Source organism: Mycoplana dimorpha (genome assembly GCF_003046475.1).
GTDB classification, from domain to species: domain Bacteria; phylum Pseudomonadota; class Alphaproteobacteria; order Rhizobiales; family Rhizobiaceae; genus Mycoplana; species Mycoplana dimorpha.
This window is the reverse complement of sequence record NZ_PZZZ01000010.1, coordinates 43,584-64,066: the sequence shown is the minus strand read 5'-3', so window position 1 is coordinate 64,066 and position 20,483 is coordinate 43,584. Positions and strand designations below refer to the sequence as shown.

General features: G+C 63.6%; 20 protein-coding genes and 3 tRNA genes. 6 read left to right on the top strand and 17 right to left on the bottom strand.

Annotated features, from left to right (window positions below; translation table 11 throughout):
* Window positions 1-9: 9 nt before the first annotated feature.
* The 14 genes from C7449_RS19910 to C7449_RS19845 form a co-directional block, all read right to left on the bottom strand.
* The gene (locus C7449_RS19910) at window positions 10-1,521 is read right to left on the bottom strand and encodes an NADH-quinone oxidoreductase subunit M (RefSeq protein WP_108004656.1); all 1,512 of its coding nucleotides are present in this window, start codon (window positions 1,519-1,521) and stop codon (window positions 10-12) included.
* The gene (nuoL, locus tag C7449_RS19905; RefSeq protein WP_108004655.1) at window positions 1,521-3,518 is read right to left on the bottom strand and encodes an NADH-quinone oxidoreductase subunit L; all 1,998 of its coding nucleotides are present in this window, start codon (window positions 3,516-3,518) and stop codon (window positions 1,521-1,523) included. Before nuoL ends, C7449_RS19910 begins: the two co-directional genes overlap by 1 nt.
* Before the next feature lie 7 nt (window positions 3,519-3,525).
* Entirely contained in the window at window positions 3,526-3,834 is a 309-nt protein-coding gene (gene nuoK / locus C7449_RS19900) for an NADH-quinone oxidoreductase subunit NuoK (protein ID WP_108004654.1), read from the bottom strand.
* Between the two features lie 29 nt (window positions 3,835-3,863).
* The gene (locus C7449_RS19895) at window positions 3,864-4,478 is read right to left on the bottom strand and encodes an NADH-quinone oxidoreductase subunit J (RefSeq protein WP_108004653.1); all 615 of its coding nucleotides are present in this window, start codon (window positions 4,476-4,478) and stop codon (window positions 3,864-3,866) included.
* A gap of 140 nt (window positions 4,479-4,618) precedes the next feature.
* Complete coding sequence (gene nuoI, locus C7449_RS19890) at window positions 4,619-5,110, bottom strand: NADH-quinone oxidoreductase subunit NuoI (protein WP_108004652.1); 492 nt, start codon at window positions 5,108-5,110, stop codon at window positions 4,619-4,621.
* Between the two features lie 40 nt (window positions 5,111-5,150).
* Window positions 5,151-6,197: an NADH-quinone oxidoreductase subunit NuoH gene (nuoH, locus tag C7449_RS19885; protein WP_108004651.1), complete on the bottom strand. Its 1,047-nt coding sequence runs from the start codon at window positions 6,195-6,197 to the stop codon at window positions 5,151-5,153.
* Window positions 6,198-6,216: 19 nt separating this feature from the next.
* Complete coding sequence (gene nuoG, locus C7449_RS19880) at window positions 6,217-8,295, bottom strand: NADH-quinone oxidoreductase subunit NuoG (protein ID WP_108004731.1); 2,079 nt, start codon at window positions 8,293-8,295, stop codon at window positions 6,217-6,219.
* A 469-nt stretch (window positions 8,296-8,764) separates the two neighbouring features.
* Window positions 8,765-10,069, bottom strand: a complete 1,305-nt coding sequence (nuoF, locus tag C7449_RS19875) for an NADH-quinone oxidoreductase subunit NuoF (RefSeq protein ID WP_108004650.1) — start codon at window positions 10,067-10,069, stop codon at window positions 8,765-8,767.
* A gap of 10 nt (window positions 10,070-10,079) precedes the next feature.
* Window positions 10,080-10,940 (bottom strand): NADH-quinone oxidoreductase subunit NuoE, encoded by an 861-nt coding sequence (gene nuoE / locus C7449_RS19870; RefSeq protein ID WP_108004649.1) that lies wholly within the window; start codon window positions 10,938-10,940, stop codon window positions 10,080-10,082.
* A gap of 15 nt (window positions 10,941-10,955) precedes the next feature.
* The gene (locus tag C7449_RS19865) at window positions 10,956-11,210 is read right to left on the bottom strand and encodes a hypothetical protein (protein ID WP_108004648.1); all 255 of its coding nucleotides are present in this window, start codon (window positions 11,208-11,210) and stop codon (window positions 10,956-10,958) included.
* Window positions 11,210-12,400, bottom strand: a complete 1,191-nt coding sequence (locus C7449_RS19860) for an NADH-quinone oxidoreductase subunit D (RefSeq protein ID WP_108004647.1) — start codon at window positions 12,398-12,400, stop codon at window positions 11,210-11,212. Before C7449_RS19860 ends, C7449_RS19865 begins: the two co-directional genes overlap by 1 nt.
* 48 nt (window positions 12,401-12,448) lie before the next feature.
* Window positions 12,449-13,054 carry an NADH-quinone oxidoreductase subunit C gene (locus C7449_RS19855; RefSeq protein ID WP_108004646.1) on the bottom strand — a complete coding sequence of 202 codons (606 nt, stop codon included), beginning with the start codon at window positions 13,052-13,054 and terminating at the stop codon, window positions 12,449-12,451.
* Window positions 13,055-13,072: 18 nt separating this feature from the next.
* Window positions 13,073-13,651 (bottom strand): NuoB/complex I 20 kDa subunit family protein, encoded by a 579-nt coding sequence (locus tag C7449_RS19850; protein ID WP_108004645.1) that lies wholly within the window; start codon window positions 13,649-13,651, stop codon window positions 13,073-13,075.
* Window positions 13,642-14,007: an NADH-quinone oxidoreductase subunit A gene (locus tag C7449_RS19845; protein WP_108004644.1), complete on the bottom strand. Its 366-nt coding sequence runs from the start codon at window positions 14,005-14,007 to the stop codon at window positions 13,642-13,644. The genes C7449_RS19850 and C7449_RS19845 overlap by 10 nt, the downstream gene beginning before the upstream one ends.
* 306 nt (window positions 14,008-14,313) lie before the next feature.
* Between C7449_RS19845 and C7449_RS21860 the strand changes: the two genes are divergently transcribed.
* Window positions 14,314-14,478, top strand: a complete 165-nt coding sequence (locus C7449_RS21860; RefSeq protein ID WP_170115960.1) for a hypothetical protein — start codon at window positions 14,314-14,316, stop codon at window positions 14,476-14,478.
* Window position 14,479: 1 nt separating this feature from the next.
* On the opposite strand, the gene C7449_RS19840 is transcribed toward C7449_RS21860, so the two are convergent.
* Both C7449_RS19840 and C7449_RS19835 read right to left on the bottom strand, forming a co-directional pair.
* Window positions 14,480-14,556, bottom strand: a tRNA-Asp gene (locus tag C7449_RS19840).
* Between the two features lie 51 nt (window positions 14,557-14,607).
* Window positions 14,608-14,684: transfer RNA gene (locus C7449_RS19835), tRNA-Asp, on the bottom strand.
* Between the two features lie 432 nt (window positions 14,685-15,116).
* Between C7449_RS19835 and C7449_RS19830 the strand changes: the two genes are divergently transcribed.
* Window positions 15,117-15,192: transfer RNA gene (locus C7449_RS19830), tRNA-Val, on the top strand.
* 329 nt (window positions 15,193-15,521) lie between these two features.
* The gene (locus tag C7449_RS19825) at window positions 15,522-16,721 is read left to right on the top strand and encodes an amidohydrolase family protein (protein WP_108004643.1); all 1,200 of its coding nucleotides are present in this window, start codon (window positions 15,522-15,524) and stop codon (window positions 16,719-16,721) included.
* A gap of 175 nt (window positions 16,722-16,896) precedes the next feature.
* On the opposite strand, the gene wrbA is transcribed toward C7449_RS19825, so the two are convergent.
* Window positions 16,897-17,496 carry an NAD(P)H:quinone oxidoreductase type IV gene (gene wrbA, locus C7449_RS19820; protein WP_108004642.1) on the bottom strand — a complete coding sequence of 200 codons (600 nt, stop codon included), beginning with the start codon at window positions 17,494-17,496 and terminating at the stop codon, window positions 16,897-16,899.
* Between the two features lie 163 nt (window positions 17,497-17,659).
* On the opposite strand from wrbA, the gene C7449_RS19815 reads away from it, so the two are divergent.
* The 3 genes from C7449_RS19815 (at window position 17,660) to gpt (ending at window position 20,228) form a co-directional block, all read left to right on the top strand.
* Window positions 17,660-18,415 carry a competence/damage-inducible protein A gene (locus C7449_RS19815; RefSeq protein ID WP_108004641.1) on the top strand — a complete coding sequence of 252 codons (756 nt, stop codon included), beginning with the start codon at window positions 17,660-17,662 and terminating at the stop codon, window positions 18,413-18,415.
* Between the two features lie 198 nt (window positions 18,416-18,613).
* Complete coding sequence (locus C7449_RS19810; RefSeq protein ID WP_108004640.1) at window positions 18,614-19,456, top strand: universal stress protein; 843 nt, start codon at window positions 18,614-18,616, stop codon at window positions 19,454-19,456.
* A gap of 274 nt (window positions 19,457-19,730) precedes the next feature.
* Window positions 19,731-20,228 carry a xanthine phosphoribosyltransferase gene (gene gpt / locus C7449_RS19805; RefSeq protein ID WP_108004639.1) on the top strand — a complete coding sequence of 166 codons (498 nt, stop codon included), beginning with the start codon at window positions 19,731-19,733 and terminating at the stop codon, window positions 20,226-20,228.
* Window positions 20,229-20,483: the final 255 nt, after the last annotated feature.

The following is a 20,483-nucleotide window of genomic DNA, read 5'->3' as shown; positions in this document are numbered from 1 at the left end:
ACCCCGTCGTCAGTTCGCCGAGAGCGCAATGGATTGCGCTGCTTCGAGGGCTGCAGTGTAATTGTTCAGGAGGGCATCCACGGAGGCAGACGTCACTTCGAAGACCGGCATCGGATAGACGCCGAAGAAGATCGTCGCCGCGATCAGCGGGTAGAGGATCGCCTTCTCGCGTCCCGACAGGTCGAGCAGCGCCTTCAGCTTCTCCTTCTCGAGCGGGCCGAAGATCACGCGGCGATACAGCCACAGCGCATAGGCTGCCGAGAGGATCACGCCGGTCGCGGCAAACAGCGCAACCCAGGTGTTGACGCGGAAGACGCCGAGCACGGTCAGCACTTCACCCACGAAGCCGGAGGTTCCCGGCAGGCCGACGTTCGCCATGGTGAAGATCATGAAGGCCACGGCGTATTTGGGCATGTTGCTGACCAGGCCGCCATAGGCGGCGATGTCACGGGTGTGTAGGCGGTCGTAGACGACACCGACGCAGAGGAAGAGCGCACCGGAGACGATGCCGTGCGACAGCATCTGGAACAGCGCGCCCTGCACGCCCTGCGCGTTCGCCGCGAAGATGCCCATGGTGACATAGCCCATATGCGCGACCGACGAATAGGCGATCAGCTTCTTGATGTCCTCCTGCACCAGCGCCACCAGCGAGGTGTAGATGATCGCCACGACAGACAGCGTGAAGACGAAAGGCGCGAAGAAGTCGGACGCCAAGGGGAACATCGGCAGCGAGAAGCGGATGAAGCCGTAGCCGCCGAGCTTCAGCAGGATGCCGGCCAGGATGACCGAACCGGCGGTCGGCGCCTGGACGTGCGCGTCCGGCAACCAGGTGTGGACTGGCCACATCGGCATCTTCACAGCAAACGAGGCAAAGAAGGCAAGCCACAGCCATGTCTGCATCTGGGCCGGGAAGCTGTAGGCAAGCAGTTCCGGAATGCTGGTCGTACCGGCTTGCCAGTACATCGCCATGATCGCGAGCAGCATGAGCAGCGAGCCGAGCAGCGTGTACAGGAAGAACTTGTAGGCCGCGTAGACACGATCCCTGCCACCCCAAACGCCGATGATGATGAACATCGGGATCAGGCCGGCTTCAAAGAACACGTAGAACAGGACGATGTCGAGCGAGACGAACACGCCGACCATGAAGACTTCCAGGATCAGGAAGGCGATCATGTATTCCTTCAGGCGCTTCTCGACCGAAGTCCAGCTCGCGAGGATGCAGAACGGCATCAGGAACGTCGTCAGGATGACGAACAGCATGGAAATGCCGTCGACGCCGAGATGATAGCTGATGCCGGTGCCGAGCCAGTCGTGCCGTTCCTGCATCTGGAAGCCGGGATTCGAATAGTCGAAGCCCGCCCAGATGAACAGCGACAGGATGAAGGTGAATACCGTCGTCAGCAGCGAGACGTTCAGGATGTTCCGCCGTCCATACGGGCTGTCCTCGCGCGTCAGCAGCAGCAACGCCACGCCGACCAGCGGCAGGAAGGTGACCGCGGAAAGAATCGGCCAATCGGTCATCAGATGGAACTCCCGAGCATCATCCAGGTAACGAGTGCCGCAATTCCGAGCAGCATCGCAAAGGCATAGTGGTAGAGGTATCCGGTCTGCAGGCGGACGACGCGATCGGTCACGTCGAGCACCCGCGCAGCCAGGCCGTTCGGGCCGAGACGGTCGATGACCGCGCCATCACCGCCCTTCCAGAACAGGCGTCCGAGCCAGAGTGCCGGACGGACGAACAGGAAATCGTACAGCTCGTCGAAGTACCACTTGTTCAGAAGGAACTGGTAGAGTCCGCGGTGCTGCTCTGCGAGGTACTTCGGCAGGTCCGGCCGGCGGATATACATGTACCAGGCCGTGAACAGGCCGAGCGCCATCGCCACGAACGGGCTCCATTTCACCCACAGCGGCACATGGTGGAACTCCTCGATCAGCTTGTTCTCCACGCCGGTGAAGATGGCGCCCTGCCAGAACTCCTCATAGTGGTGACCGTAGAAGTATTCGACGGCAATGAACCCGGAGAAGATCGCGCCGACCGCCAGAATATAGAGCGGCACCAGCATTACCGCCGGCGATTCATGCACATGGTGCATGACGTCCGAGGAAGCGCGCGGCCGACCGAAGAAAGTCATGAATGCCAGGCGCCAGGAATAGAAGCTGGTGAACAGCGCAGCGACGACCAGCAGGATGAAGGCGAAGTTGCTGACCGCACTGTGCGAGGCGAACGCCGATTCGATGATCGCGTCCTTCGAGAAGAACCCTGCAAAGCCGATCATCGTGCCCGGGATGCCGACGCCGGTCAGCGCCAGCGTGCCGATCGTCATCATCCAGAAGGTCACCGGAATGTGGGTGCGAAGGCCGCCCATGTAGCGCATGTCCTGTTCGCCGTCGACGGCATGGATCACCGAGCCGGCGCCGAGGAACAGCAGCGCCTTGAAGAAGGCGTGGGTGAACAGGTGGAAGATCGCCGCGCCGTAGGCGCCGATGCCGAGCGCCACGAACATGTAGCCGAGCTGCGAGCAGGTCGAATAGGCGATGACGCGCTTGATGTCGTTCTGCACGAGACCGACGGTGGCGGCAAAGAAGGCTGTGATCGCGCCGACGATGGTGACGACGGTCAGCGCGTCAGGCGACAGTTCGTACAGCGGCGACATGCGGGCGACCAGGAAGACGCCGGCGGTGACCATGGTTGCGGCATGGATGAGGGCCGAAACCGGCGTCGGGCCTTCCATGGCGTCGGGAAGCCAGGTGTGCAGCAGGAACTGCGCCGACTTGCCCATCGCGCCCATGAAGAGCAGCAGGCAGGCGCCCGTCAGGGCATCGGCCTTGTCGAGCGGCATGCCGAACAGGGTGATGATCGGAGCGGCCGCATCCGCAGTCCCCTCGGCCGGCAGGTAGGTGGCTGCCGTGGCGAAGATCGTCTCGAAGTTGATCGAGCCGAACAGCACGAAGACGGCGGCGATACCGAGCAGGAAGCCGAAGTCGCCGACGCGGTTGACGATGAACGCCTTCATCGCGGCAGCATTTGCCGAGGCCTTCTTGTACCAGAAGCCGATCAGCAGGTACGAGGCAAGGCCCACGCCCTCCCAGCCGAAGAACAGCTGCAGGAGGTTGTCCGCCGTGATCAGCATCAGCATCGCAAAGGTGAAGAGCGACAGGTAGGCGAAGAAGCGCGGCCGATGCGGGTCATGGTGCATGTAGCCGATCGAATAGATATGCACGAGCATCGACACGGTGTTGACGACCACGAACATGACAGCCGTCAGGGTGTCGACGCGGAACGCCCACTCGACGTCGAAGCTGCCGGACTGGATCCAGTGCAGCACCGGCACCTTGATCAATTCCTCTTCGCCCAGCGCGACCTGGAAGAACACCAGCCACGACAGCGCGCAGGCGATCACCAGGAAGCCGCTGGTGACATATTCGGACGCCTTGGCGCCGATGGTGTTGCCGCCGAGACCCGCGATCAAAAAGCCGATCAGCGGAAGGAAGACGATTGCCTTGATGATGGTATCCATGACCCGATCAGCCCTTCATCACGTTGACGTCTTCCACGGCGATGGAGCCGCGGTTGCGATAGAAGACGACGAGAATTGCAAGCCCGATTGCCGCTTCCGCAGCTGCGACCGTGAGGATGAACAGCGCAAAGACCTGCCCGACGATATCGTTCAGGAAGGCCGAGAAAGCGACCATGTTGATGTTGACCGAGAGCAGGATCAGTTCGATCGACATCAGAATGATGATGACGTTCTTCCGGTTCAGGAAGATGCCGAAGACGCCAAGCGTGAAGAGAATGGCGCTGACCGTCAGATAGTGGGAGATACCGATTTCCATGATGCGAATTCCTTAAAGTCCCGCCCGCCTCAGATACCCTGGCCCGGCTTCACCGTGACCACCTCGACGGCGGTTTCCGGCGTGCGTGCGACCTGTGTCGGGATGTCCTGGCGCTTGATATTGGGGCGATGGCGCAGCGTCAGCACGATCGCGCCGATCATCGCCACCAGCAGGATCAGGCCGGCGATCTGGAAGAAATAGACGTAGTTCGTGTAGAGCACGTCGCCCAGCGCCGCCGTGTTGGTGCGCTCGGTCAGCGGCGGGATCGGCATGGCCGAATTGCTGGCGACTTCCGGCGACAGGGTGGCGCCGCCGACCACGACGATCAGTTCGATTGCGAGCACAACGCCAACCAGCACGCCAACCGGAGCGTGCTCGATCACTCCGGAACGCAGCGCGGCGAAATCGACATCCAGCATCATCACCACGAACAGGAACAGCACCGCCACCGCGCCGACGTAGACCACCAGCAGGATCATCGCCAGGAACTCGGCGCCGGTCAGCAGGAACAGCCCCGCCGAGTTGAAGAAGGTGAGGATCAGGAACAGCACGGAGTAGACCGGGTTCCTGGCGGCGATCACCATGAACGCGGACGCCACCGCCACGAAGGCGAAGAGATAGAAAAAGAGAGCCTGCAGACCCATGTCGGTGCCTTTTCGTCTTCCCCGGAGAGGACCGCCTGGTGCCGCCCTTCCGTCGACGCCTGGCGGCCCAACGCCACCAGGCACATGCTTAACCTATCGGCCGGCCGACGCATCAGCGCGGCCGGTCACCATCCCCCGCATCAGCGGTAGGGCGAATCCATCGCGATGTTGCGAGCGATCTCCCGCTCCCAGCGGTCGCCGTTGTCGAGCAGCTTCTGCTTGTCGTAGTAGAGCTCTTCGCGGGTTTCCGTGGCGAATTCGAAGTTCGGCCCCTCGACGATGGCGTCTACCGGGCAGGCTTCCTGGCAGAAGCCGCAATAGATGCACTTCACCATGTCGATGTCGTAGCGCACCGTGCGGCGGGTGCCGTCGTTGCGGCGCGGGCCTGCCTCGATGGTGATCGCCTGGGCCGGACAGATCGCCTCACACAGCTTGCAGGCGATGCAGCGTTCCTCGCCGTTCGGATAGCGGCGCAGCGCATGCTCGCCCCGGAAGCGCGGCGAAACCGGCCCCTTCTCGAAGGGATAGTTCAAGGTCGCCTTCGGCCGGAAGAAATACCGCATCGACAGGAAGAACGCGCCGACGAACTCCTTCAGGAACAGCGAGTTCACGGCTTGCGAAAGACTAGCCATTATTGAGCTCCAATGCTGCTGAAACCAACGGGGGACGCCGTCATGCGGACCAGCCGGTGAGCTTCAGCACGAATGCAACGATGACGACCATGGCCAGCGAGATGGGCAGGAACACCTTCCAGCCGAGACGCATGAGCTGGTCGTAGCGATAGCGCGGCACGAACGCCTTGACCATCGCGAACATGAAGAAGACGAAGCAGGCCTTCAGCAGGAACCAGACGATGCCCGGTACCCAGTTGATGAGCCAGAAGTCGACCGGAGGCAGCCAGCCGCCGAGGAACAGGATCGTCGTCAGCGCACACATCAGCACGATCGCCGCATACTCGCCGAGCATCAGCATCATGTACGGGGCGGAGCTGTATTCCACCATGTAGCCGGCGACGAGTTCGGATTCTGCTTCCGGCAGGTCGAAGGGCGGCCGGTTCGTCTCGGCGAGCGCCGAGATGAAGAAGATCACGAACATCGGGAACAGCGCCAGCCAGTGCCAGTCCAGGAAGGAGGCCGGCAGGCCGAGCATGGTGCCGATGCCGTCGCGTTGCGAGTTCACGATGTCGGTCAGGTTCAGCGAACCGACGGCGAGAAGGACGGTGACGATGACGAAGCCGATCGACACCTCGTAGGAGACCATCTGCGCGGCGGAGCGCAGGGCGCCGAGGAACGGATACTTCGAGTTCGACGCCCAGCCGCTCATGATCACGCCATAGACCTCGAGCGACGAGATCGCGAACACGTAGAGGATGCCGACGTTGATGTTGGCGATCACCCAGCTGTCGGCCACCGGCACGACGGCCCAGGTGGCGAGTGCCAGCGTCACCGAGACGAGCGGCGCGATCAGGAAGATCGCCTTGTTCGCCCCCGACGGGATGATCGGCTCCTTGAAGACGAATTTCAAAAGGTCGGCGAAGGACTGGAACAGACCGAAGGGACCGACGACGTTGGGGCCGCGGCGCAGCTGCACCGCCGCCCAGATCTTGCGGTCGGCGAGCAGCAGGAAGGCGATCAGGATCAGCAGACCGACCAGCAGCAGCAGCGACTGTCCGATCATGATGATCGCGGGCCACACATAGCTCGAAATGAAAGCGTCCATAATGCCTATTCCCTTACGCCTATTCCGCCGCGGCTTTGAAGTTATTTCGGGCGAGTGCCGAGCACTCGGCCATGACCGCGGAGGCGCGCGCTACCGGGTTCGTCAAATAGAAGTCTTTGACCGGAGACGCAAACCCGGAAGTGGCCATCTTCCCGCCTTTTTTAGCCAGCGCGCCCAGATCGCCGCCCTCGCTCGCGGCAATCTCGTTGATGTCCGCGAAATGCGGATGTTGCGCGTAGAGCCTGGCGCGCAGCTGCGCCAGCGAATCGAAGGGCAGCTTCTTGCCGAGCACGTCGGAGAGGGCCCGCAGGATCGCCCAGTCCTCGCGGGCCTCGCCCGGCGCGAAGCCGGCACGGTTGCCCATCTGGACGCGGCCTTCGGTGTTGACCCAGGTGCCCGACTTTTCGGTGTATGCCGCGCCCGGCAGGATGACGTCGGCGACATGGGCGGCGTTGTCGCCGTGCGAACCGATATAGACGGTGAACGCGGTCTTCTTCGAAAAATCCATCTCGTCGGCGCCGAGCAGGAAGAGGACCTCGGTTTCCGTCAGCATCTCGGCGGCAGCCTTGCCCCCCTCGGCCGGCACGAAGCCGAGGTCGAGACCGCCGACGCGCGCGGCTGCGGTGTGCAGGACGGCAAGACCGTTCCACTCGGCGGTGACCGCGCCGACGGCTCCGGCCAGCTTGGCAACGTTGCCCAGCACTGCCAGCCCATCGGCACGCGTCAGCGCACCTTGGCCGATGATGATCAGCGGGTTCTTGGCCTGCTTCAACGTGGCGAAGAAGCTGCCCTTGCCGTCGACGAGCTCGGCAAGCGTCTCAGGGCCGGCGCCCAGATATTCGTAGTCGTAGCGCAGGTCCGACCGTTCGCCGATCAGGGCGATCGGGAAGCCGCCCATGCGCCAGCGCTTGCGGATGCGGGCGTTCAGAACGGCCGCCTCGATGCGCGGGTTGGCGCCGATGATCAGCAGCGCATCGGCCTGTTCGATCCCGGCGATCGTCGGGTTGAAGACATAGCTGGCGCGGCCAAAGGACGGATGCAGAGCCGTACCGTCCTGACGGCAGTCGATGTTCGGCGAACCGAGCGAAGTCATCAGTTCGCGCAGCGCATAGATTTCCTCGACGGAGGCGAGATCGCCGGCGATCGCGCCGATACGGTCGCCGGTCTTGCCGGCGACAGCGGCCTTGATCGCGCCGAAGGCCTCAGCCCAGGTCGCAGCCTGCAGGCGGCCGTCCTTGCGGACATAGGGGCGATCGAGGCGCTGCGTCTTCAGGCCATCCCAGATGTAGCGGGTCTTGTCGGAGATCCACTCCTCGTTGATGTCCTCGTTGACACGCGGCAGGACGCGCATCACCTCGCGGCCGCGGGTGTCAACGCGGATCGCCGAGCCGAGCGCGTCCATCACGTCGATCGATTCCGTCTTGTTCAGCTCCCACGGGCGGGCGGTGAAGGCGAAGGGCTTGGAGGTCAGGGCGCCGACCGGGCAGAGATCGACGACGTTGCCCTGCAGCTCCGAGGTCATCGCCTGCTCGAGATAGGTCGTGATCTCCGCATCCTCGCCGCGGCCGATCAGGCCAAGCTCGCTGATGCCGGCGACTTCCGTGGTGAAACGGACGCAGCGCGTGCAGTGGATGCAGCGGTTCATGATCGTCTTGACGAGCGGACCGATGTACTTGTCCTCGACGGCGCGCTTGTTTTCCTGGTAGCGCGAACTGTCGATGCCGAAGGCCATCGCCTGGTCCTGCAGGTCGCACTCGCCGCCCTGATCGCAGATCGGGCAGTCGAGCGGATGGTTGATCAGCAGGAATTCCATCACGCCTTCGCGGGCCTTCTTGACCATCGGCGTGGTGGTGAAGACTTCGGGCGCTTCGCCGTTCGGCCCCGGACGCAGATCGCGCACACTCATGGCGCAGGAGGCCGCCGGCTTCGGCGGACCGCCCTTCACCTCGACCAGGCACATGCGGCAGTTGCCGGCGACCGAAAGCCGCTCGTGGAAACAGAAGCGCGGGACCTCGGCGCCGGCTGCCTCGCACGCCTGCAGCAGCGTGAAATGATCCGGAACCTCGATCTCTTGTCCGTCGACTTTCAGTATTGCCATATCCGTCATCCCGCTTTCCACGCAGACCCTGCGCGTCGTCAGCTTCACGCCCTGCAGTACCGCGCGCCTCAAGACGCGCCGATCTCTGCAGCATTCCGGTTGCCGCACGGGCCCGAACCGTCAACGGTCCGGGCAGTCGTGCAACAGCAGGCGTTCGGGCTGTATGCCGCTCCCGCCTGTCAAAAGTCCATCCCCGCCGGCTTCGACGGAGCTTCAACTCCCGTCCTTCGCCAGCCTTTCCGCCAGTTCCACCCGGCCGTTGCGAGCGATGCGCCCGTCGTGGCCAGATCCGGCTTCGATGCCCTACCCATTCGAAGCGGAGCACCCTGCACCGGCAAGGCGGAATACCCGCCGTTGCGCCGCAGGGGATTCTGCTTCAGCAACCCCGAAGACCCGAACGGATCGACACCGGCCGCCATCGCCGGCCGGACGAGGATGCTCCCGCCTCCTGTCCTGCCGCCGTCATCACCTACTCCGCGGCCTCCAGGACAGCGCCATGCGCCATCGCCCGATGGGTATACTGGTCGATCCGCTTTTCGATTTCCGGCCGGAAATTGCGGATCAGGCCCTGCACAGGCCACGCCGCCGCGTCGCCAAGCGCGCAAATCGTGTGGCCCTCGATCTGCTTGGAAACGTCGAACAGCATGTCGATCTCGCGCTTCTGGGCGTGGCCCTTGGCCATGCGCTCCAGCACGCGCCACATCCAGCCGGTACCCTCGCGGCACGGCGTGCACTGGCCGCAGCTCTCGTGCTTGAAGAAGGCCGAGATGCGGGCGATCGCCTTGATGATGTCGGTCGACTTGTCCATGACGATCGCGGCAGCGGTGCCGAACGAGGACTTCACCTCGCGCAGCCCGTCGAAATCCATCGGGCAGTCGATGATGTCCTCGGCCTTGACGACCGGGCAGGACGCGCCGCCGGGAATGACGGCGAGGAGGTTGTCCCAGCCGCCGCGGATGCCGCCGGCGTGCTTGTCGACCAGTTCGCGGAAGGTGATGCCCATCGCCTCTTCGACCGTGCACGGCCGGTTGACGTGGCCGGAGAGCATGAACAGCTTCGTGCCGACGTTGTTCGGGCGACCGATCGACGAGAACCAGGACGCGCCGCGACGCAGGATGGTCGGGGCGACGGCGATTGATTCGACGTTGTTGACGGTCGTCGGGCAGCCGTAAAGGCCCATGTTCGCCGGGAATGGCGGCTTCAGGCGCGGCTGGCCCTTCTTGCCCTCGAGGCTTTCCAGCAGTGCCGTCTCCTCGCCGCAGATGTAGGCGCCGGCGCCGTGATGGACATAGATGTCCATGTCCCAGCCGTGCTTGTTGTTCTTGCCGAGCAGGCCGGCGTCATAGCACTCGTCGATCGCGGCCTGCAGCGCCTCACGTTCGCGCATGTATTCGCCGCGAATGTAGATGTAGGCGGTGTGGGCCCCCATGGCGAAGCTCGCGATCACGCAGCCTTCGATCAGCGTATGCGGATCGTTGCGCATGATGTCGCGGTCCTTGCAGGTACCAGGCTCTGACTCGTCGGCGTTGACGACGAGATAGTGCGGACGGCCGTCGCTCTCCTTCGGCATGAAGGACCACTTCAGGCCGGTCGGGAAGCCGGCGCCGCCGCGTCCGCGAAGGCCAGAGGCCTTCATCTCATTGATGATCCAGTCCCGGCCCTTTTCGAGAATCTGCTTGGTGCCGTCCCAATGGCCGCGCGCCATCGCGCCCTTCAGCGACTTGTCCTTCAGGCCATAGAGATTGGTGAAGATGCGATCTTGATCCTTAAGCATGTTTCACCTTTCAACGCGGCTTCTTGCCGCCGGTCGGGCGGCTCTTGTCGTCGGGCGACTTCGCGCCGGCCTCGTCGCGTGCATTGCCCTTAACCTTTGTATTTGCCGCAGCCTCCGCCTTGGCCGTCGCCGGAGTCTTCAGCGAAGGATCGGTTTCCGCAGCAGCGGTCTTCGCCCGGGCTGCCTTCGACGGGGGAATGCTGGCTGCTTCGTCCGGCGTCTTCTTCGAACGCGGCGCGGAAGGCTTTGCCGGCTCCGCGTCGGCGCCGTTCAGCGTCGTCGGACCACCTTCCGGGGCCGACAGGATACGATCGATCTGCGGGCCTCTCTTGACCTTGGCGCCACGGCCGGCCTGGAACTGATCGATGATTTCCTCGAGCCGCGCCGGCGTCAGGTCCTCGTAGGCGTCCTTGAAAATCATCACCATCGGCGCGTTGACGCAGGCGCCCTGGCATTCGACCTCTTCCCAGGACAGCGTGCCGTCTTCATTGGTCTGCAGGGGCTCGGCATGGATCCTGCGCTTGCAGACATCCATCAGCTCCTCGGCACCGCGCAGCATGCACGGCGTGGTGCCGCAGACCTGCACGTGGGCGCGCGTCCCGACCGGCTTCAGCTGGAACTGGGTGTAGAAGGTCGCCACTTCGAGGGCCCGGATGTAGGCCATGCCGAGCATGTCGGCGATCGCCTCGATCGCGGCTTTGGTGACCCAGCCGTCTTGCTCCTGCGCACGCATCAGCAGCGGAATCACCGCAGACTGCTCGCGGCCCTTCGGATACTTGTTGATCGTTGCCTCCGCCCATGCCGCATTCTCCGGGGAGAAGGCGAAGCTTGCGGGCTGGACGGCCTCATCGGCCAATCGACGAACAGACATTCTTTGGCGCCCTATTCAGTTGATCAGCCCGCAGCGCGTCGTCGTCACGGTGACGAACTGACAGGCGTAGGCCGACTTCTCTTTCTGCATGAACACGATGTAGCGGCTGCTGGCTTGCGCGGTGCCCTTGATCTCGTAGCCTTCGGCCAGGAGTTGCGCCATCGTCCTGGCCTGCGCCGGGGCGATATCGCTGCCGCTACCGGCTTCCTGCGCCTGGGCGATGGAGATGGTCGCGATCAACGCGGCAAGGACAAGACTCAGACGACGCATCAGCGATCCACCTCACCAAAGACGATATCAAGCGAGCCCAGCACGGCGGAGACGTCGGCGAGCTGGTGTCCGCGACACATGAAATCCATGGCCTGCAGGTGGGCATAGCCGGGGGCGCGAATCTTGCAGCGATACGGCTTGTTGGTGCCGTCGGCGACGAGATAGACGCCGAACTCGCCCTTCGGCGCCTCGACCGCCGCGTAGACCTCGCCGGCCGGCACGTGATAGCCCTCGGTGTAGAGCTTGAAGTGATGGATCAAGGCCTCCATCGAGCGCTTCATCTGGCCCCGCTTCGGCGGCACGATCTTGCCGTCGATCGAGGACACCGGCCCGACCCTGGCGTCGCCGAGCAGACGATCGACGCACTGGCGCATGATCCGCGCCGACTGGCGCATCTCGATCATGCGGATCAGGTACCGGTCGTAACAGTCGCCGTTCTTGCCGATCGGGATGTCGAACTCCAAGTCCGAATAGCATTCGTATGGCTGCGCGCGGCGCAGGTCCCAGGCGGCACCCGAGCCGCGTACCATCACGCCGGAGAACCCCCAGGCCCAGGCATCCTCGAGCGAGATGACGCCGATGTCGACGTTGCGCTGCTTGAAGATGCGGTTGCCGGTCAGGAGTTCGTCGATGTCGTCGACGGTCTTGAGGAATGGATCGATCCACCTGCCGATGTCCTCGACCAACTGGTCCGGCAGGTCCTGGTGCACGCCGCCGGGACGGAAGTAGGCAGCGTGCATGCGCGCACCGCTGGCACGCTCATAGAACACCATCAGCTTCTCGCGCTCCTCGAAGCCCCAGAGCGGCGGCGTCAGCGCACCGACGTCCATCGCCTGCGTGGTGACGTTGAGAAGATGCGACAGGATTCGACCAATCTCCGAGTAGAGCACGCGGATCAACTGGCCGCGGATCGGCACCTCGACGCCGAGCAGACGCTCGACGGCAAGCGCGAAGGCGTGCTCCTGGTTCATCGGCGCCACATAGTCGAGCCGATCGAAATAGGGAACGGCCTGCAGATAGGTCTTCGTCTCGATCAGCTTCTCGGTGCCGCGGTGCAGAAGACCGATATGCGGATCGACGCGCTCGACGATCTCGCCGTCCAGCTCCAGAACAAGGCGCAAAACCCCGTGCGCCGCAGGATGTTGCGGGCCGAAGTTGATGTTAAAGTTGCGGACGTTGTGTTCGGTCATGCCGCTTGCTCCAATGGGCGCCGCATCCTGCCGGATGCGCAGCCAAAATCAGTTCGTCTTCGCCTTCTCATCGCCCGGCAGCACGTAGTCGGTGCCTTCCCAGGGCGAGAGGAAGTCGAAGTTGCGGAATTCCTGCCGAAGCTGCACCGGTTCGTAAACGACGCGCTTGACCTCGTCGTCGTAGCGAACCTCGACGAAGCCGGTGGTCGGAAAATCCTTGCGCAGCGGATAGCCCTCGAAACCATAGTCCGTCAGGATGCGGCGCAGGTCCGGGTGTCCGGTGAACAGGATGCCGTACATGTCGTAGGCCTCGCGCTCGAACCAGTCGGCGCCCGGATAGACGCCGCAGGCCGACGGCACCGGCTGCTGCTCGCTCGTCGCCACCTTGATGCGGATGCGCATGTTCTGACGCGGCGACAGCAGGTGATAGACCACGTCGAAGCGCGCCTCGCGCGCCGGCCAGTCGACACCGCAGATGTCCACCAGGTTGACAAAGCCGCACTGGACGTCGTCGCGCAGGAAGGTCAGAAGCGCGATGACGTTGTCGTGCGTCGTCGTGACGGTCAGCTCGCCATAGGCAAGCTTCGTTTCGGAAATCAGGTTTCCGCGCACTTCGCCAAGATAGGAAGCAAGCTCCTGAAGGGCTTCGCTCATTTTGTCTGTCCCCTGCCCTTAGCGCTCGATCGTACCGGTGCGGCGGATCTTCTTCTGCAGCAGAAGCACGCCGTAAAGCAGCGCTTCGGCCGTCGGAGGACAGCCCGGCACGTAGATGTCGACCGGCACGACGCGGTCGCAGCCGCGCACCACCGAATAGGAGTAGTGATAATAGCCGCCGCCATTGGCGCACGAGCCCATCGAGATCACGTAGCGCGGCTCGGGCATCTGGTCGTAGACCTTGCGCAGCGCCGGCGCCATCTTGTTGGTCAGCGTGCCGGCAACGATCATCACGTCCGACTGGCGCGGCGATGCGCGCGGCGCGAAGCCGAAGCGCTCGACGTCGTAGCGCGGCATCGACATCTGCATCATCTCGACCGCGCAGCAGGCGAGGCCGAAGGTCATCCACATCAGCGAGCCGGTCCGGGCCCAGTTGATCAACTCGTCTGTGGACGTGACCAGGAAGCCCTTGTCGGCCAACTCATTGTTGATCTCACCGAAGAACGCATCGTCGCTGCCGACCGGCTTGCCGGTGGCGGGGTCGATGATTCCCTTGGCGCGCGGGGCGACGAGCGTGGTGCCCGAGGTCAATTCCATTCCAGCGCTCCCTTCTTCCATTCATAAATGAAGCCGACGGTGAGCACGAACAGAAAGACCATCATCGACCAGAACCCGAACCAGCCGAGATCGTGGAAGGAGACTGCCCAGGGAAACAGAAACGCCACTTCGAGGTCGAAGATGATGAAGAGGATCGCCACTAGGTAATAGCGGATGTCGAATTTCATGCGCGCGTCGTCGAAGGCGTTGAAACCGCATTCATATGCCGAAAGCTTCTCCGAATCGGGCGCCTTGTAGGCGACGGCAAACGGCGCGATCAGCAGCGCGAGGCCGATCACGAGCGCAATGCCGATGAAGATGGCGATCGGGATATAGGAGCCGAGAAGTTCAGTCATTACCGTCCGTCCTGCCTGCGTGGGCGCCGGAACGACGCCGCAAGGTCGATGACCTGCAAGCCGAGAGTATGTTGCAACGGCACGTCGTTAGCGCAGTGAGCGCCCCCGCGCAAGGCTTAGGTCGGGCATTCGCCGATCCGTGAGCACATTTCGCCCGTCATTGCGTTTACGACAAAATGGCGACTTCGGACGCCCGCCAGACGCGCCCTCCCAGCAAGCCGCCGCCAGCCAATGCCGCCGCGTTCAGGCAACCGTCAGCATCCGCACTGATAATCGATTCGCTTAGAGGACAGATGGATAGCGACGGTGCGGATTCGACGCGCGAGCCTCGGCACCACCCTGCTGATCGCCGGCCTCGTCGCCGTGCTGTTCACCATTCTGCTCATCCCCCATCGCACCGGCATCTGGACCGATCCCGCGGTCTCGACGCAAGTCGCACCAGAAGAAGTTGATCGTGGATTGATCAAGTGAATGGCGCGAGTGACGGGGCTCGAACCCGCGACCTCCGGCGTGACAGGCCGGCACTCTAACCGACTGAGCTACACCCGCGCATTTCGGCCATGCGGCCACGATCCCTGCAAAACATTCCGGACAAGTGGATGGCGCGAGTGACGGGGCTCGAACCCGCGACCTCCGGCGTGACAGGCCGGCACTCTAACCGACTGAGCTACACCCGCATTTCCCTTAAACCGTCCGAATGCCGAGGCATCCTGTCGAAGCGGCCTGAGCCGTTCGATGAGCGGCTAACTAAGGGGTTCCCTTTTGGGTGTCAAGCAGGTTTGAAGACAAAACAATGACGCGCCGCGAATTGTTGGAAATCGCTGTGCGGGCAAGCCCCCTCGCCCCTCGCTCCCCAGCGCGGTTACTCGCCCGATAAGCGGCAACAGATGCACGGCAAGGCGAACGGGGCTGCCCGAAGACGGTTATCCAGAACCACCTGGCAGTTACCTGAAGCCGCAAGATGTGAGGCCATAGAAGGAGCCGACCGGGACTGCCACCTTGGCGGTCCATGCGACTTTCGCGGATGGCTGTGAAAAAATTCAGAAAAACATCACGAGGGGCCTTGCGGTTTTGTCTGTATCCGCATAGATCACGGCCACCAACGCGGCGGGCGATTAGCTCAGTTGGTAGAGCGCCTCGTTTACACCGAGGATGTCGGGAGTTCGAGTCTCTCATCGCCCACCATTTTTCTCCCCTTTAGTTCGGCAATGCCGCCCTGCAGATGCAGGGATTTGATGCGGTCGTCCCAGCCACCAATCGCTTGCCATCCGCTCTCGCGGCGGCAACGAGAAGCCAAGCGGCTTGGCCTCAAGGCAAGGGCGAACGACGCATCCTCTCGTGCGAGTGGCTTGAAGCTGTTTCAACGCAGCCGGCGCTTTCGGCAGGGCTCCCGAGACGCTAACGACAAGTCAGATCGTTTTCGCGACCGAGGTTTCGGACGATTTCGCCAATCCCGCATTCAGGATCTATAGTGCCGTGTCCCCGCAGGAGCCGGCACGCTCAGGAGCGTTCAGATGACAACCGACTCAATCTTTACAAACGCCAGGCTTGCCGATGGTCGGCTGGTGGACATCGTCGTCGCGAACGGTGTGATCCGCACGATCGATGCCGCGGGCTCCGCAGCCGGTTCGGCCGGGTCGCAGGATCTGGGCGGGCGCCTGGTGGTGCCGGGCTTCGTCGAGGGCCATATCCATCTCGATACCAGCTTCTACGGCGACGAGTGGAAGCCGCACCGCCCCTGCACGAATGGCTTCGACGTGCGGGAAAGGGTCGCCTTCCAGGCCGAAAACATGGCGAACGCGGCACCGATGGCCGTCCGGGCTCGCAACCAGCTGGAACTCTGTCTTGCGAACGGCGCGACGCACATGCGCAGCCATGTGATGGTGGACGGATCGGTCGGGCTCAAGTCGCTCGAGACCATCCTTGCGGTGCGGGAGGAATATCGCGACTGCATCGACATCCAACTCGTTGCCTTTCCGCAAAGCGGCATCCTGTCCAGTCCGGGCACGCCTGAACTGCTGGACGAGGCCATCGCGCTTGGTGCCGACCTTGTCGGCGGCCTCGATCCGGCGAGCTTCGACCGGGACGTCGAGCGGCATCTGGACGTGGTGTTCGGCGTGGCCGAAAAGCGCGGCGTCGGCGTCGACATCCACCTGCACGACATGGGCACGCTCGGCATCTTCGAGATCGAGCAGATCTGCGCGCGGACGCAGGCGCTCGGCATGGGGGGCCAGGTAGCGATCAGCCACGCCTACGGTCTCGGCGACGTGCCGGAGGCCCTTGCCGGGCGCACCGGCGCCCTCCTCGCCCGCTCGGGCGTCGCGATCATGACCAACGCGCCGGGCGACCACGCTTTCCCGCCGGTCGCCCTCCTCCGGGCCGAGGGCGTGACGGTCTTTTCCGGCAGCGACAACATTCGCGATTCGTGGTGGCCGTTCGGCGACGGCGACATGCTGAGCCGTGCCTCGATGATCGCCTACCGCTCCGGCTTCTACACCGATGACATGCTGGCCGCCGCCTTCGACGTCGTCACCGAAGCCGGCGCCAGGGCGCTCGGGATCGCGGATTACGGATTGCGCCCGGGGGCGCGGGCGGATTTCGTCGTCCTCGATGCGCCGCATGTGCCGCAGGCGGTGGTCGATGTGCCGAAGCCCCGCGATGTCTACAAGAACGGCCGCCTGGTGGCATCCGGCGGAAAGGTGCTTCCGCGCTGAACGCCCCGAAGCCGCCGAATCGTCCTGCGCCCGCACACCGAATGAACGATGGGCAAATCGGCCGCCGGACTCGGTGCTGAGACGGAAAAGCCAGAACAGGTACCAGCGACTCAAAATGCAGAAGGGGCGCGCCCGATCGGCCGCGCCCCTTCCTTCACCATTTATATGATGCGCTTCAGCCGACCAGCTTGGCGGCGAGCTTCGCCACATGTGCACCCTGGAAGCGGGCAGCATCCAGTTCCACGGCCGAAGGCTGGCGCGAGCCGTCGCCATCGGTGATCGTGGATGCGCCGTAGGGCGAGCCGCCCTTGACCTCGTCGACGCCCATCTGCCCCTGGAAGGCATAGGGAAGGCCTGCGACCACCATGCCATGATGCAGGAAGGTCGGGATGAAGCTGAGGAGGGTCGATTCCTGGCCGCCGTGCTGGGTCGCCGACGACGTGAAGACCGATCCGACCTTGCCGACCAGCTTGCCGTTGAACCACAACCCGCCGGTCTGATCCCAGAAATTGCGCATCTGCGATGCGACGGTGCCGAATCGGGTGCCGGCGCCGACGATGATGGCGTCGTACTCCTCCAGTTCGTCGATCGTCGCGATCGGCGCCTGCTGGTCGAGCTTGAAATGCGAGGCCTTGGCGACCTCTTCCGGGACCAGTTCCGGAACGCGCTTCACCACCACTCCGGCACCGGCGGATTTCGCGCCCTCGGCGACTGCATTCGCCATGGTTTCGATGTGCCCGTAGGCGGAATAGTAAAGCACCAGAACTCTTGCCATGCGTATTCTCCTGTCGCGTCATGTCCGACGGTCTTTCCGCTTGATTGCGGCCAGCGCGAAGATGTAGCACTTGGCGCCGGCATGCCAGAACCGGGCGCCGCGACAGACTGTTCACCAGGGGTTGACGGCGGTGTAGAACCGTCAACGTAGCGAGGATCCTCCGATGAGTTCCGCAAAGGTCATCACCGCCGCCATGCTCGCGATTGGGGACGAGCTCCTGTCCGGGCGCACGAAGGACCGCAACATCGGCCACCTGGCCGATATGCTGTTCATCGCCGGCATCGACCTGAGGGAGGTCCGCATCGTCGGCGACGAGGAGGACATGATCGTCGAGGCGCTGAACGCGCTGCGACAGCGATACGATTACGTCTTTACCTCCGGCGGCATCGGTCCGACGCATGACGACATCACCGCCGATGCGGTTGCCAAAGCGTTCGGCGTCGCCTGCACCCACGATCCGGCCGCCATGGAACTGATGGGGGCGATGTACGCCCGGCGCGGCATGGAGTTCAACGAGGCCCGCCAGCGGATGGCCCGGATGCCGGTCGGTTCACGGCACATTCCCAACAGCGTCTCCACCGCACCGGGTTTTTCCATCGGCAACGTGCATGTGATGGCCGGCGTGCCGCAGGTGTTCGTGGCCATGCTCGACGTGCTGCTGCCTACGCTCGAGACCGGCTCACCGGTGCTGTCGCGCGCCGTCGTTTCGCCGTTCGGCGAAGGCGACATTGGTACGCCGCTCACCGCGATCCAGAAGGCCCATCCGGAGACCTCGATCGGCTCCTACCCGCGCTTCGACGGCACCCGCTTTTCCACCGAGATCGTCATCCGCAGCCGCGAGCCCGCCCCTGCCGAAGCCGCCGAGAAGGCCATCCTCGCCATGATCGCCGAAATTGCCTCGGCCAAGGCGGCGGGTTGATCCGAATCAAGGCCGGCTTGCCGCAGAGCGCCCAAATTGAAGCGATCCGCCGCCGACATCGCATAGTTGCAACACGCGGGCGGACTCTGCATGGCTCTTGAATCCGACGCGGTTTGAGGAAAGGATCATGCAGCTCAATGCGTTACCGGTTTGCGGCGGGCGTCGCATCCCGGCCGCTACCTGGCAACGGAGACTGTCATGACATACAGGACCATCACCGCCGTGCTCAGCACCGAAGAGGATGCCGCCAAGGTCTCCCAGCATGCGCTCGCGCTGGCCGAGCGGCACGGCGCCCATCTCATCGGCGTGCATGCGGAAACGCCGATCGTCGTGACGATTGCCGCACCGATGGAATTTCCGGATCCCAACGCAATCATGGAGCAGCAGGCGCAGGCCCACTCCGTGTCGCGTGCCATCGAGCGCACCTTCCGCACGATGGCACAACGTGCCGGCGTCTCCCACGAGTGGCGGCTGTTCACCGGCAGCGCCGGCTATAGCGCGAGCGGCGTGATCGACAGCGCCCGCGGCAGCGACCTGGTGGTTGCGGTCCAGCTCGATCCCGCCGGTGAAGGCCCTTCCCGCGCCGACATCGAGGACCTGCTGTACGAAAGCGGCCGGCCGCTCTATCTGATCTCCGATGCCGTCGCCGGCCCCGAGGCGCCCGAGCGCGTGCTTATCGCCTGGAACGGCACACGCGAATCGGCCCGCGCCGTGTTCGATGCCCTGCCGCTGCTGCAGGAGGCCAAGGAGATCGAGATCTTCACCGTCGACAGTCGCGACAGCGCCTCCCAGCATGCCGCCTTCTCCGGCACCGAGATCGCAGCCACGCTTTCGCGCCACGGCCTCAGGACCACCGTGAACTCCGCTACATCGGGCGGCGACACGGTCGCCCACGTCATCAATCGCCGCGTCAGCGCCACCGGTGCCAACCTCCTGGTCATGGGGGCGTTCAGCCATTCCTGGCTGCGGCACCGCCTGTTCGGTGGCGTCACCAGCGCCATGATGAAGGATCTGCGGGTTCCGGCAATCATGTCGCGGTGATCGCGCTCCTCCCGCAGGAGGCCGCCCGGCCCGCTTCAACGCGTCGGGCGCTTCGTTGTGGATCGTCGCCGGGCGGCGCGCCAGGCGCGTTTTCAATCGCCGGACAACTTGCTTTAAGGCTGATTGCGTGAAAATGGATACGCGCAATCTGCATCAGGTTTTTGTTCCTAATGCACGTCTCGGCCCCAAAAGCGCTGCACGTTTTCGGGCACATGCATTAGAAGGACGGATCATCTCGCGTTTTCCGCCGGCCACCGGCGATTAGGAGCCCGCCATGTCGCTTCCCGACAAAGCCTTTCCCGTTTCCTGGGACCAGTTCCACCGCGACGCCCGGGCGCTCGCCTGGCGTCTTGCCGACAATGATCGCGAGTGGAAGGCGATCGTCTGCATCACGCGCGGCGGACTGGTGCCGGCGGCCATCGTGTCGCGCGAGCTGAACATCCGGCTGATCGAGACCGTCTGCGTCGCCTCCTATCACGATTACCTGTCGCAGGGCGAAATGCAGGTCCTCAAGGGCATCACGCCGGAACTGCTCCAGAACGAGGGTGAAGGCATCCTGATCGTCGACGACCTGACGGATACCGGCAAGACCGCCGCCCAGGTCCGCGCGATGCTGCCCAAGGCGCATTTCGCCGCCGTTTATGCCAAGCCCAAGGGCCGGCCGCTGGTCGACACCTTCATTACCGAAGTGAGCCAGGACACTTGGATCTACTTCCCCTGGGACCTGGGCTTCACCTACCAGGAGCCGATCGCCAAGGGCAGCCGCGGCTAAAGGCCGTCCTAACCACCGCAAGGTTTGGAAGCGCTGGCGCCGCAAGCGCCTGCGCATCCGCACGACACTACGCTGGGAACTCGGCGGTGCCTGAATGGGGCCGATCCGCGGCAATCACATCCCGGACCACTTGGCAACTCCCGATTTTAGCAGCGCCGCAATCCACCCTTATTTCTGCCCCATTATTTGTTGGGCTTTTCACAACTCTCTCGTGCGCGCCAGCGCCTTGCGACTGCAACTGCCTGATTTTCCAGT